Genomic DNA, 13,220 nt, shown 5'->3' with positions numbered 1-13,220 from the left:
GGACCCATTTGGTGATGGTGGCTTCGTGGACGCCGAAGTCCTTGGCGATCTGGGCAATTGTTGTGTTCTTGTCGCGGCCCATCACGACGCGGACGACGTCATCGCGGAATTCTTGTGGGTAGGGCTGGGGCATGGTGTCTATCCTTCCAGGCTTGCTTGTGTACAAGCCAGATTAGATGTCACCAAACCCTGCATCAGTCCCCGACGACCAAGTCTTTGCAGGGCCGGCAGTATCCGTGCTCTACGCGCAGACAGTCGCAAACCGCATCGAACACGAACTCGGCATGGCAACACAAAACGAGCAGATCTTTCCAGACGGAATCTCAACCACCGACGAATTGCTGGTTATGTTTACGCCTAGCCCGACCTATCCTCCCGGAGCACCCTGGTCGCATCACTTACACGATTAAAGGTGGGCAGCTCACTAGCCTTTCGCAACGTTATCCATGTGGCAACAAGTTAGCACCAAGCGTCAGGAATCCCGCACTCGATGGATAGGTTAGTCTGCCTTAGCTGAGTCGTACTTCCCAGTTGATCGTGACCGACACATGACCGCTTCCGCCGTGGTCGACGGTGGGCTCTAGACCGACAACCTTGCACAGCACATGACCATGGTTGTTGCGCATCACGCCAATGGAGCCGACGTCAACTCTCACTGATGAACCGCCATAGTCGAGCGCATCGGCGTCGTCAATCTCTGCGAACTCGTTGGCGTAGCGAGCGAGCGCGACTATACCTGCATGACCTCCGTACATGTAAATGGCACTCGCTCCGCAGTTGGTCCAGCGTGTCTGCCACGATGGAGAGCCATCTCCATCGTCGACCTTGATCGTAAAGCGCCCACCATTTTGGGTGAAGTCAAACTTCGCGCCTCCGTTCATTCCGATGCCCTTGGTGAAAACATCAGTAAAGTTGCCTGCCGCTTCCTGAGCGTCCGCTCGTAGGTCCGCAGGGAAGTCACGCACGCTAATGCCAGAGTCCCGGAGGTACTTCCACCCGATCCTATAGATCCGGGGGTTCGGATCGTAACTCCCGATGTGCACGACAGCGATACCTGCTCGTCTGATGAGTTCGGTGCACGGCACTCGATTTGTCTTCAGGTTCGCGCACGGCTCAAGCGTTGTATAGAGAGCCGTTCCGCTCACGTCAATGTCGGCTTCAGCAGCTTTAATAATTGCGACTTCCTCGGCGTGAAGATTCGGGCGTTCGCCCTTGTGCCCTGTCGAAAGCACTTCACTCTCACGTGCAAGGACTGCACCAACTCGGGCGTTCCCGACTGAGCGTAGCGCCTCTTGGACTGCAGCCGACGCATGAGCACGATCATTCTCTTCTGGCACCGTCGTCCTTCCTTATCAGCTATGACGCTTCTGTCCTTGCACAGCCTGGTTGCTGACATTTTGGACGAGGCTTCCCACTGCGTCCTGGCCTGTGGGCCTCCCAGATAGCATCCATGTCCTGGTCCTTGAGCGCAGTTCGCATGAGTGCGAGGGCATTATCGGAATACCTAGAGTGCTTTTGCGAGCCAAACTCGAACACGTGCACGAAATCTGGACTAGAGTCGATGCCTAAATGCGTGCGCAGGGCTGTGGCTCTAGGTCGCGTGATCCTGAGCTTGTCAGCCAGCTCGAAGGGCGACCAGTGGAACTTTTTCTGCAAGTCCACCTCTCGTACAGCCGCTGCGTCCAACTCGTCGGCGGTTCCGTCGCGGACCAAACGTACGGGCAACGCCTCGGACTGTTTGACGATCTTGACCTTCACCGTAAGTCCTTCACCGGACACGTCGGCCGCAAGCGGGCTCAATTTCGGGAAGACCTGATCCCGTCTTCGGCTGGACTTGATGCCTTTCTCCACCCGGTCAACATCGGAGTCACTCACTATCACGTCCTCGCCAAGGTGGGCCTCAAGCGCAAGGAGAGTACGAATCTTTGCGCGTGCGTCACCACGAGCCCGACGTCCCGGTTGCAGTAATTCAGCGATGTTGGCGTATTCGCGATCCACGAGGGTGAGCAAGTCCTGCGGCGGCTCTGTGGACACTGGAAGTACACGATTGGGTAGATAGTCGGCTAGCCGCTCGTCGAAAGCACGGAACAGCAACTCGTCGAACAGTGTGACGGCTGCGCGTGCGTGGAGATAGAGCAGGCCCTCAGAGACGTCGTTGAACCAGTGCTGCTGGTCGTCGCGAAGAGCGTTGACGGCCCGAAGTGTTCCTGCCTCATCTTGAGTGACCTTGAGCCCAGCCAGCTGGCTTGCCTGGTTGATGGCTGCCTCGAATCCGATGCTGCGGCCCGACTTCTTGTCGAACACCTTGGCCCTGCCTTGAACAAGAGCAGACTTGAGCAGCATCTCGAACGCGTGTTGCAGGTGGAGAAGCACAACTGTGGTTCGCCCGTCTTCTTGTGGGCTATTGAAAGCGGTCATGGCCGTTCGCATAGACGACAGTGCCTTAACGTGCAGTGTCTTAGCGGTAGCTCTCATGCCATTATCTTGCCTCAGGGATACAACCCCCGCCAGTGGGCCATTTCACGTCCTCAGTTGAGGGTATAGACCTGGCCTTCCGGTGTCGACGGTGCCCGGTCAGCGGTCGATGTTCGCGGTGAGGGCTCCGACGAGGGTCAGGGCCATGGCGATGGCCAGGGCGATCGCCGAGGCGATGAAGGCGGCGACGATGTTCTCGGCCAGGGCTGCCGCGACGAGTGCGGGGCCGGCGATCTGACCGATGCTGTACCAGGACGTCAGCTTCGCCGAGGCGTTCGTGACGCCCATCTGCGTACCGATGCCGATCGTCATCATCACCACTCCGATGAAGGTGAAGCCGAAGAGAGCCGCCGCGATGATCAGCACGGCCGGGGTCGAACCGAAGACGGCGAGCAGGGCGCCGAAGACCTGCAGGCAGTAGCAGACGGTGAGCGCCTTGACCGTTCCGATCCGAGAGGCGACCGCCGACCAGGTCAAGGGAGAGGCCGCCGTGGCGATGCCTGCGATGAGCCACGTCGAGGCGGCCGCGGTGGCCCCGAAGACGGGACCGGCGAGGACGACGAGGTAGGTGCCGATGATGATGTAACCGCCGCCTTGGAAGAAGTACCCGGTCGAAAGGATCGCCATGGCTCGGCGACGGTTGGCATCGAACGGGGTGGGGGAGGAATCGTGGGTGGCATCGGTTGGGGGAGCCACCTCGGCGGGGGTCTTTTTTGTGGTCGGGACCCGAGAGGGGATCGGCCAGGTCCAGGCGATGACGGTGAACGCGGCGGACACGGCCGCGCAGATGAGCCACAGCTGACGCCAGTCGGCGACGTTGCCGGCGACCAGCACGATGGCTCCGGAGACGAGGATGCCGAAGCCGACCCCGCCGTAGGAGATGCCGCCGTCGCGGGGCTTGCGGGAGTTCGCGGGGATCCGTTGAGTCACGCACACGAAGATCAGCCCCGAGGCGATCCCGGCGATGGTGCGGATGCTGCCCTGCCACAGCAGGTTCGGCGTCAGTGCCACCGCAGCCAATCCGAGAGTGGAGACGATGAGACTGAGGCGGTAGACGAAACGGTTGGGTTCGACCCAGCCGCGGGCGATAACGAGGGTGCCGATGAAGTAGCCGACGTAGTTCAGGGTCGCGATCCACGCCCCGGGTGCCGAGCTCCAGTGGAGGGCCGCGACCATGAGCGGCAGCGCTGGCGTGTAGAAGAACCGGCCCATGCCCATCGCGACCGACATGCCGAGGCCGCCGCGGATGGGGGTGAGGCCTGAAGTCGTGGTCACGGATGTGATCCTTCCGGTCGGGGTCAATGGCGGACACGGGCGAGTCGCCGACAGTCACCTTATGCTCTCTCGGACACGAACAACGATGCCACCACCAAGTTTCGGGCGGGACCGAAGGATGATGACGTCGGCGCGGGGAGCGGTGACCGGGCAGTCATTTCAATTGCGGTGCATGGCGCGGAGGTGCTAATGTCACTTCAGATTATTAATAATCTATGGAATGCGTCCGCGGAGTACTTTCCCGGCGACCGCTTCGCGAGTGCTTCGGCGATATAGGACAAGGAAGTCTTCACAGTGAATGAACTCATTTCCCACGAAGCGTGGGTGATCATCTCGGCGGTACTCGCGATCGGTCTCCTGCTGCTCCTCATCATTCGATTCAAATGGCAGGAGTTCTTGGCACTCCTGACGACGTCGATCATGTTTGGCATTGCTGTAGGAACCGATCCGAACGAGCTGCTCGAATTCATCGTTGACGAGATGGGTGCCGAACTTGGCCAGCTGGCACTGGTCATCGGTCTCGGGTCCATCTTCGGCATGATGCTGCAGCGCGCGGGAGCCGCCGAGAGGATCGCCCGCACGCTTGTCGACAAGCTCTCGGACTGGCGGATTCTCGTCGGCCTCTGCGTGGCCGGGTTCCTTGTCGGAACTTCGGTCTATATCGACGTCGCAATCGTCATCCTGCTGCCCATGCTCTACCAAGTCGCTGAACGGACCGGAAAGTCACTGCTCTACTTCGGCATTCCGCTCTGCGCCGGTTTGAGCACGGCCTACACGTTCATGCCGCCGGCTCCTGGACCCCTTGCAACCGCTGGGCTGATGAAGGCAGACATGGGCCTGGTCATCCTCTTCGGTGTCATCTGCGGTGTTCCGGCGATGCTTATGGCTGGGCCGATATTCGGCCGCTTCATCGCTAAGCGCATCTATGTTCCTGCTCCCGCCGGTGGAATTGCGGGCATCGTCGCTGCGGGGGAACCCTCTGGCGAAAGGCCCGAGCCCTCCGGTTCGGCTGGTGGAGGTGTCGACGACGGTTCGGAGGCAGCCACGACCGTTGAAGGCGAAGGGGCATCACTGCTGACGATCGACGATGAGCGCAGCCTGCCGAGCCTCACCTCGGTGATCGTGGCATTGCTGCTGCCGCTCATTCTCATCGTCATCGGCACAGTCGGTCGCCTCCTCGGCGGCGGCGTCGGTGGAGCTTTCGAATTCATCGGCAACCCTGTCATCGCTCTTCTCATCACCTGCTTGGTCAGCCTGTTCTTCTTCGGGCTTCGGCGTGGGGTGCCCAGAGTGGAAATCCAGGGAATTGCCACCTCGGCGCTGGGGCCAGCGGGACTGATCATTCTCGTCACCGGGGCGGGAAGCGTGTTCGGGGCGGTCTTGGTGGACTCTGGGCTCGGAGACACCCTGTCGGCCTTCATGAAGGATGCCAGCGTCCCGCTGGTGGTCTTCGGATTCATCGTTGCATCGGTCATGCGCATTTCCCAGGGCTCGGGCCTTGTCGCCATGGTCACCGGAGCTTCATTCTCGGCACCCCTGGCCGAGGCCCTCAGCGCCAGTCCCGCCGTCGTCGCGCTTACCTGCATCGCGATCGCCTGCGGAGGTGCCGGATACTCACATGTCAATGACTCCGGATTCTGGATGGCCAATCGGTACTTCGGGATGTCGGTGGCCAACACCCTCAAGACCTGGACTGTGATGAAGACGATCGTCGCACTGACGGGGTTCGCCATGGTTATCATCGTGAGTCTGTTCATCTGATGCCGATGCTTGCGTGTCATACTGGAACCGGTAGGGTCCTGAAAAATTCAGGAGCAGTCGAGTGGGAAGGGAATCGTGTCCCGTTGACTCACTCGTCGACCGCAGAGGCTGTCGACGGCGTTGCCGGCACGCTGAAAGACGAGATCCTTATGGGACGATTACCTGCCGGGCAGAGGATGACCGAGGATCAGCTCATTGGTCGTTTCAATGTCAAGCGGCATATTGCGCGTTCAGCTCTTCACTCCCTTGTCGATCAGGGCCTCGCCGAGCGGTTGCCGAACGCCGGTGTGTCGGTGAAGTCCTTCGGGGTTCAAGAGGTGCGCGATCTGTACGAGACTCGTATCTTGCTCGAGTCGAACGCGGCGAAGCTCATCAAGTTGCCGGTCGGCGCTGAGGATCTCGAAGATGTCATTCGGGCGAAGGAGGACCATCGGGCAGCTGCGGAGGCGGGTGAGCCTCTGTCGATCATCGAGGCCAATGACCGCTTTCACTCTGCTGTATTCGCTCTGACCGGCAATATTGTCCTCGGTGATGCAATCAGGCTTTATGCTCAGAAAACTGCAGCGATCCGATTCCTCAATGTCTCGTCGAGATCGAAGATGAAACGTTCCGTTGAGGAGCACGCGATGATCGTAGCGGCATTGAAAGGTTCGGACTCGGACAAGCTCGTGCAACTGTGTGCAGACCATCTGCGACCAACTCGCGACGCTTATCTCGGTGTCGACGAATAGCTGACGCACACAGGTGCGGTTGTGGCTCGGGGTTTCCTGTAGCGACTTATTATTAATAATATCTAGAAGGAGAGATGAGTGTCTGAGAATACAGGGCTGCGTTCCGGTCTGACTGATTACGGAGACGTCGGCTTTTCGGAGTTCCTCCGAAAGGCATTCATCAAAGGCGCCGGCTACACGGATGAGGCACTGGATCGGCCCGTCGTGGGCATCATCAACACGTCTTCAGGATTCAACCCTTGCCACGGCAACGTCGATCAACTGATCGACGCAGTCAGTCGTGGAGTGATGATGTCGGGTGCACTGCCCATCGCCTTCCCGACGATCTCCATCCACGAGTCGTTTTCGCAGCCGACGTCGATGTTTCTGCGGAACCTCATGTCGATGGATACCGAAGAGATGATCCGGGCTCAGCCGATGGATGCTGTCGTACTCATTGGCGGGTGCGATAAGACGGTGCCCGCCCAACTGATGGGAGCCGCCTCGGCGGGTATTCCCGCGATTCAGCTCGTGACTGGACCGATGCTTTCCGGCGGGCATCGCGGCACGGTGGTCGGAGCATGCACCGACTGTCGGCAGTTCTGGGGCAAGTATCGTGCGGATGAGATCGACCAAGATGAAATCGAAGAGGTCAACTCGCGCCTGGTCGGATCTGTAGGTACCTGCACTGTCATGGGAACCGCCTCCACTATGGCTTGCGTCGCAGAGGCGATCGGCGCTGCCTTGCCAGAATCGGCGACGGCGCCAGCAGTGACAGCCGACCGGATGCGCATTGCCGAACAGACAGGTGCTCGCGCCGTTGAACTCGCTGAGGAGGGCCTCACCCTCGACAAGGTCGTCACTGCAGAGTCGATCACCAACGCCTTCAGGGTCGTCCATGCAATCGGAGGTTCGACAAACGCTGTGGTGCACCTCGCGGCGATTGCAGGGCGTCTCGGTTACACGCTCGACCTCGAAGCCATCGACACAATCGGACGTGAGACTCCAGTCCTCGTCGATCTCAAACCGTCGGGGGAGGGATATATGGAAGACTTCCACCGGGCTGGAGGACTGCCCGCTGTGATGCGCGAGATTAGTCATCTGCTGGAAGCTGATGCGCTCACGGTGACCGGGCGCACGATCGGCGAAGAATTGGAGAATGCGCGAGAGTCTTATGACCACCAGGTGATTCGCACCTTGGACAACCCTGTTGCGGCCGTAGGGGGAATCGCAGTTTTGCGCGGCAACCTTGCCCCCAAGGGTGCGATCCTCAAATCGTCGGCGGCCTCGAAGGAACTGAGCGAACATACCGGACGCGCGGTGGTCTTCGAGAACAGCAAAGACATGGCCGAAAGAATCGACTCCGACGCTCTCGACGTCGCGGCCGATGACATCATCGTTCTCAAGAACATCGGCCCTGTCGGTGCTCCCGGAATGCCCGAGGCAGGCTACATCCCCATTCCCCGTAAACTCGCCCGCGCCGGGGTCAAAGACATGGTGCGTATTTCAGACGGTCGGATGTCGGGGACAGCGTTCGGGACGATCGTCCTTCATGTATCTCCCGAATCGGCAGTTGGCGGCCCGTTGGGCGCTGTGCGCACTGGGGACCGGATAAGACTGTCGCTGGAAGAGCGTTCAATCGAGTTGCTCATCAGCGACGAGGAACTCGCCACGCGACTGGAGCAGGCAGTCCCGCACGTCGCTGAGGGCGCTGAACGCGGATATCGCAAACTCTACGTCGACGAGGTCACGCAGGCGGAAGAAGGACTTGACTTCCGTTTCCTCCAAGGAGTGTCAGGAAAGGGTACTGCTCCTCTGGCGAAATGAAGTCTCTGGTTGGCCCGAGTAATTGACGGCAGCCGGATTCGAGGTCGCAGTCTCAACTTGATTCTGTGGTGGTCCCGCCGCCTACGTTGTGACCATCAGCTCTCCATTGTATGACCGCCAGCCTCCGGGTTCCCACTGTGGAAGTTGTTGATTCTGCGGGGACAGGGCAGAGTTATTGACGTGAACCTCAGGAGGAGTATCCAGGGCGGCGTTGTGGCGCTCGCCCTTGTTCTGTCGGGGTGTTCGTGGTTCGATTCGGACGGGTCATCACCGTCTGGTCAGTCGCCGGAGCCGAGCCCGACGCCGACTGAGTTTGAGCAGTCGTTTGCTGGTGACGTCTCCGGCGAGGAGGCCACGGTCACCGTTGGTGATGACCAGACCGGCGCCGCTTTTGCCGCGGACAACATCGGGGTCTCCTTCGAAGCCACCGACCTCGCCGATCCCCGGCTGGATCCGGCGGAGTCCAATCTCGACGAGCAGCTGAAGTCACTCGGGTCGCCGGCGCTGCGGTTCGGCGGCAATGCCCTCGACCGGAGGACCTTCTGGACATCGGAAGGGGAGACGCCGAAGCACGACGAAGAGGTCACGGTGACCCCTGATGATTTGAAGAGGCTGAAGAAGCTCGTCGATGCCACCGGCTCCACGGTCACCATCGGCATCCCGCTGGGCACCTATGATCCGGAACGCGGAGCGGACATGGCCGCGCATGCGGTCGACATCCTCGGCGATTCTCTTGTCGGTCTGGCAATCGGGAACGAACCGAACGGCTACACCGTCGAGGATGTGCCCGACGGTGCTGTTCGCGGCAAGGGGTGGAACGAGGACAAATACGTGGGTCAACTGGAGGCGTACGCCAAGGCCATTCATGCGAAACGCCCCGAGGCGCCCATCATCGGCCCCGATGTCTACGACGGGGCGTGGATGACGGCCTTCGCGGAGTCGGATGTGAAGAAGAAGACGGCGATCTCGCAGCACTGGTATCAGCTCTACGAATGCGACTCCACGAAGGTGCCCGGCCGCGGACCACAGGCGGCGAACCTCATCGACACCGTGGCGAAGGAGGCGGCGAAGAAGAACCTCGGCATCGGCAAGGACAAGGCGGACGCGGCAGACCTGCCGCTGTGGTTGGAAGAGACCGGGCCGACGAGCTGCCCAGGTACGAACGACACCTCGCTGACGAACGCCTCGGCGCTGTGGGCGGCCGACTACACGCTCTATGCGGCCACGCTCGGCGTCGAACGCATGGCCATGCACTCGATGCTCGGCGCCTGCAACGGGGGAGCCCCGATGTCGCTCATCTGCGACCCGGCCGACCACGGGGACCGATCGAATGCGTTCCAGGCGCGGCCGAACATGCTCGGGCTGCGTCTGCTTGCGCCCAGTGTCGGTGGGGAGTTTACTGAGACTTCGGTTTCCGGTGGTGGGAATATGACCGCTTACACCGTGGTCAAGAATGACGGTCGCACGCTGGTGACGACGGTGATCAATGCCAATGATGCTGATTCGGTGGGCGGGAATCCTGTGACGGTGAAGATGCCGTTGGGGTTCTCTGTTGATTCGGCCTCGCAGGTGTATGGGGCGTCGAATGATGTGAAGAGCGCGACGCAGGTGGTGCCTGCTAATCCGTTGCCTGATGATGTGCCGTTCAGCGGGGATGGGGCTTCGGAGTCGGCTGGGGCCTCGGGTGCGACGAGCGCGTCTGCTGGTTCCAGTGCGTCGGCCTCTCCGAGTGACGGGGCGGGGGATGGAACGCTCCGGATCGACCTTGCGGGGAGCTCGGTGACGGTGTTTGTGATGTCGAAGGGGTGAGCATCCCAGGCTTACCGCAGGCGGATGCCGCAGTAGCGCTGGGCAAGGGCAAGGTCGGTGTCATTGGGATCGATCGCGTCCTTGCCAACGACTTGTAGCTGGGGTGTTGATTGGTTGCGATCGTCGCTCATCCAGTGGGCCCAGCAGACCCCCGAACCGGCCGATGACGATCCATGTTTAGAGAGGAATTCGATGCCCAACGGCTTGGTGTCGTCATCGAGGACTACCTGATCGCGTAGAACTTCGGCGATCGCCGACGTTAGATTGCGATCATCGCCCGTGAGGTGTGACATGGTCAAGGGCTCATGCAACATGGTGAGACGGTCTGCGAACTTCTCGGACAGCGCAGCGATGGTTTCGGAGGCCGTCGCGTCGATCCACCAACCAGTGGGGAACTGAATGGTGTAGATCGCTCGATTTGTGTGAAAGTTCGTGGGGAGCCAGCCGGCATCCTCCTTTCCTAGTTGATCCCATTCTGTGACAATGTCGGTCCACAGCTCGTCGACGTCTCTTTCCAGAGCTTCGGCAAGGGGGACCAAAGCTCGGCGACGTTCGCCGATTTCTTGACGGTAAGGAGCCAGCAGTTCCATGAAAGCGGTTGCCTTCTCAGCACATGCGTAGATGGTCCGTCCTACGGTGTCGAACCTGCTCCATCCTCCGCGACTCTCCGATTCTCCACGAGGTGGAGGATCGAGTGGGCCGCGAGTTTCGTTTGCTACGCGCACGGAAGATTCGGGTGTCAAACTCAGCCCAAATCCGGTTCGTCTGCAGGTGCGCTTGCGGGGGCTCACCATGGGGCGAGTTCAACCGTTGAAAGAATCGTCGACGAGAGCGGTGGCTGCATCGGCGACCTGGCGAAAATGACCATTTCTGATCGCATTGACAGGGGTGTCGTATTGCAGCCAAGGGTTGGCACCGATGAACCACATCCGTGCCACATCTTCACCTTCGGCTTCAGAGACTCTTTGCCACTGTTCGTAGGCAAAGATCAGGCGTGTGACGCTGTCTTGGCGCGGTTGCGGCCCGTGTGCCTTGGCCCACTTGTGAGAGGACTTAGCGTCTGCTGCGCCCGCCAACGCAGAAACCAGAGTGCCGCCTAGCGCGTCATTGAGCCGCTGCGCGATCTCACGGCTGTCTACAGTAATGGCACGACGATAGGCCGAGTTTTCGTTTGTTCCTGAGCGTGCCGACGAAGCTACGGGGGTCATGTCGGCCTCCCTTCCATGCGAACTAGTTTCAATTCTAGCTCCGCCTGCTTCCTTCGTGCCATAGATATACCATTTAAAAACTACTTGAATACCACCATAATGTGAGGTAATCAGCTGCGTTCGGTATGTCCACGAGGCTGCATCACAGTAAGGGGAGATGAGAAAACACCATCGGCGGCGGTCTCGAAACAGGACCGGTTCGCGACAGTATCGGCTTGGGCTGTTTTGCAACGTGAGGTTCGAACACATACCGACTCTGAAGCTTGCCTTGGACTGACGGAAGCCGTTTCAACGCATCGTGGGTCTGGGCTACAGGTTGCGACAAAGAGATGGGTACATAGGGCACTTCTTGTGAGAGATTTGTTAGAGCCGAGAAGGATGAACAGCGTACGAGCTCAAATTGCTACGCCATGGCCTCGTGGGAAGAGCAGCATATCCTGACTTTCACAACTAGGTGCTGCTTCCGCGACTCTATTTGTATTTGCGCTGGTCACGAGGTCGGGGATTCTGTTGGTGGGACACTAATCGGCTGTCTACGATGGGGTTATGTCGCCTCGTCTACGGAAAGTCACCACCGGTTCCGGGGCTACTGCCGTGCAGATCGTGCGCAAACACCGTGGCAAAGTCACGGTCCTTGAACACCTGGGATCGGCTCACACAGAAGCAGAGCTGACAGCTCTGTTGACCGCCGGGGAAGAGAAGCTCGCTGACTATGGGGCGGCCGAACAACTCGAACTCGAACTGGGCCTACCCACCGATTCTGCTGAACCACCACGAGCACGAACCGTTGTGGGCTCACGGTCATCCGTCCTCATCGACGCCATCACCCAGTCGTGGAAGAGACTCGGCTTCGGCGAGGTGATCAACGATAATGCTTTCTTCCACCTCGTGCTGGCACGACTTGTTGAACCCGCGTCGAAAGTCGACAGTCTCCGTGTTCTTGCGGAGCTCGGTATCGAGTCACCGCATCACAACACGTTCTTCAACTGTCTAGGACGGGCCAACGAGCGCGACTACCGCGGGAAGATCGCAGACAAATGCTTCGCCCACAGTGTTGCCACCACCGGCATCAGCCTGCTGCTCTATGACGTCACGACGCTCTATTTTGAGGCTGAGAAGGAAGACGCTCTGCGCCAGGTTGGGTACTCGAAAGAACGCCGTGTCGACCCGCAGATCGTCGTCGGGCTCCTCGTCGACCGGACTGGGTTCCCACTCGAGATCGGGTGCTTCGAAGGGGCGAAGGCAGAGACTCACACGATCATTCCCGTAATCAAAGCCTTCCAAGACCGCCACCACGTCACAGACATGGTCGTCGCTGCCGATGCCGGGATGCTCTCAGCCAAGAATCTGAAGGAACTCGATGATGCCGGTCTGCGGTTCATCGTCGGATCCCGGCAGACGAAAGCCCCACACGATCTGGCGACCCATTTTCGGTGGAATGGTGAGTACACCACCGATGGGCAGATCATCGACACGATCACCCCGAAGGGTGTGAAGCGACTCGACCCGGATCGGGTGAAGAAGAGACGCGAACCCGTCTGGTCGGCTGAGGAGCATCCGGATGCGTGGCGGGTGGTGTGGCAGTACCGGCGCAAACGTGCGATGCGTGACGAGCAGACGCTGAACCTGCAGCGTAACCGGGCATTGGCGATCATCGATGGAGACAAGCCGGCGAAGAAGGCCCGGTTCGTCAAGGTTACGGATGAGGAGAAGGCCTTCGATGAGAAGGCTTACGAACGGGCCATGAAGCTGACCGGGTTCAAGGGTTACGTGACAAATATTCGGGCCGGGACTATGTCGGCTGCTGAGGTGATCAGCAGTTATCACGACCTGTGGCATGTCGAGCAGTCTTTCCGGATGTCGAAGACCGACTTGAGGGCCAGGCCGATCTTTCACCGGAAGAGGGATGCGATCGAGGCGCACTTGACGCTCGTGTTCACCTCCTTGGCCGTATCGCGGTTCATGCAGGAGGCGACTGGCGCGTCGTTGAAGAAGATCATCACGAGTCTGCGGCCATTGCGAGAGTTCACTGGCCGTGTGGGTGGCCAAGACATCACCTTCGATCCCGAGGTCACTGGTGAGGCGAGAGAAATCGCGGTAGAGCTACTGCCGGACAAATTCTCGGGACACTAAAATTGTGAAACTCAGGTCAAAT

Annotated in this window: 10 protein-coding genes; 5 read left to right on the top strand and 5 right to left on the bottom strand. The window is 59.7% G+C overall.

Going from position 1 to position 13,220, the window contains the following annotated elements; all coding sequences use genetic code 11:
• Nucleotides 1-509: 509 nt before the first annotated feature.
• The 3 genes from EB835_RS10665 to EB835_RS10655 all read right to left on the bottom strand — a co-directional run bounded on the left by EB835_RS10665 (nucleotide 510) and on the right by EB835_RS10655 (nucleotide 3,750).
• Nucleotides 510-1,337, bottom strand: coding sequence for a dCMP deaminase (locus EB835_RS10665; RefSeq protein ID WP_135809440.1), 828 nt, complete (start codon nucleotides 1,335-1,337; stop codon nucleotides 510-512).
• A 19-nt stretch (nucleotides 1,338-1,356) separates the two neighbouring features.
• The gene (locus EB835_RS10660) at nucleotides 1,357-2,475 is read right to left on the bottom strand and encodes a DUF3644 domain-containing protein (protein WP_135809439.1); all 1,119 of its coding nucleotides are present in this window, start codon (nucleotides 2,473-2,475) and stop codon (nucleotides 1,357-1,359) included.
• 99 nt (nucleotides 2,476-2,574) lie between these two features.
• Complete coding sequence (locus EB835_RS10655) at nucleotides 2,575-3,750, bottom strand: YbfB/YjiJ family MFS transporter (RefSeq protein ID WP_240688676.1); 1,176 nt, start codon at nucleotides 3,748-3,750, stop codon at nucleotides 2,575-2,577.
• Between the two features lie 294 nt (nucleotides 3,751-4,044).
• Between EB835_RS10655 and EB835_RS10650 the strand changes: the two genes are divergently transcribed.
• The 4 genes from EB835_RS10650 to EB835_RS10635 all read left to right on the top strand — a co-directional run bounded on the left by EB835_RS10650 (nucleotide 4,045) and on the right by EB835_RS10635 (nucleotide 9,857).
• On the top strand, nucleotides 4,045-5,511 hold the full coding sequence (locus tag EB835_RS10650) for a GntP family permease (protein WP_205749917.1): 1,467 nt from the start codon (nucleotides 4,045-4,047) through the stop codon (nucleotides 5,509-5,511).
• A gap of 83 nt (nucleotides 5,512-5,594) precedes the next feature.
• Nucleotides 5,595-6,242, top strand: a complete 648-nt coding sequence (locus EB835_RS10645; protein ID WP_168216704.1) for a GntR family transcriptional regulator — start codon at nucleotides 5,595-5,597, stop codon at nucleotides 6,240-6,242.
• Between the two features lie 78 nt (nucleotides 6,243-6,320).
• A complete protein-coding gene (locus EB835_RS10640) occupies nucleotides 6,321-8,048 on the top strand; it encodes an IlvD/Edd family dehydratase (RefSeq protein WP_205749916.1) in 1,728 nt (575 codons plus the stop codon).
• A 180-nt stretch (nucleotides 8,049-8,228) separates the two neighbouring features.
• Nucleotides 8,229-9,857: a hypothetical protein gene (locus EB835_RS10635; protein ID WP_240688675.1), complete on the top strand. Its 1,629-nt coding sequence runs from the start codon at nucleotides 8,229-8,231 to the stop codon at nucleotides 9,855-9,857.
• Between the two features lie 11 nt (nucleotides 9,858-9,868).
• On the opposite strand, the gene EB835_RS10630 is transcribed toward EB835_RS10635, so the two are convergent.
• Together EB835_RS10630 and EB835_RS10625 are read right to left on the bottom strand one after the other, a co-directional pair.
• Nucleotides 9,869-10,447, bottom strand: coding sequence for a hypothetical protein (locus EB835_RS10630; protein ID WP_135809437.1), 579 nt, complete (start codon nucleotides 10,445-10,447; stop codon nucleotides 9,869-9,871).
• A 213-nt stretch (nucleotides 10,448-10,660) separates the two neighbouring features.
• Nucleotides 10,661-11,065: a hypothetical protein gene (locus EB835_RS10625; RefSeq protein ID WP_240688674.1), complete on the bottom strand. Its 405-nt coding sequence runs from the start codon at nucleotides 11,063-11,065 to the stop codon at nucleotides 10,661-10,663.
• A gap of 546 nt (nucleotides 11,066-11,611) precedes the next feature.
• On the opposite strand from EB835_RS10625, the gene EB835_RS10620 reads away from it, so the two are divergent.
• On the top strand, nucleotides 11,612-13,198 hold the full coding sequence (locus EB835_RS10620; protein WP_135809436.1) for an IS1634 family transposase: 1,587 nt from the start codon (nucleotides 11,612-11,614) through the stop codon (nucleotides 13,196-13,198).
• The last annotated feature ends 22 nt before the right edge of the window (nucleotides 13,199-13,220 follow it).

Origin of the sequence: Brevibacterium sp. S22, from assembly GCF_004745485.1 — a bacterium.
Classification (GTDB): Bacteria; Actinomycetota; Actinomycetes; order Actinomycetales; family Brevibacteriaceae; genus Brevibacterium.
The sequence above is the reverse complement of the archived record's forward strand: the minus strand, read 5'-3'. Positions and strand labels throughout refer to the sequence as shown.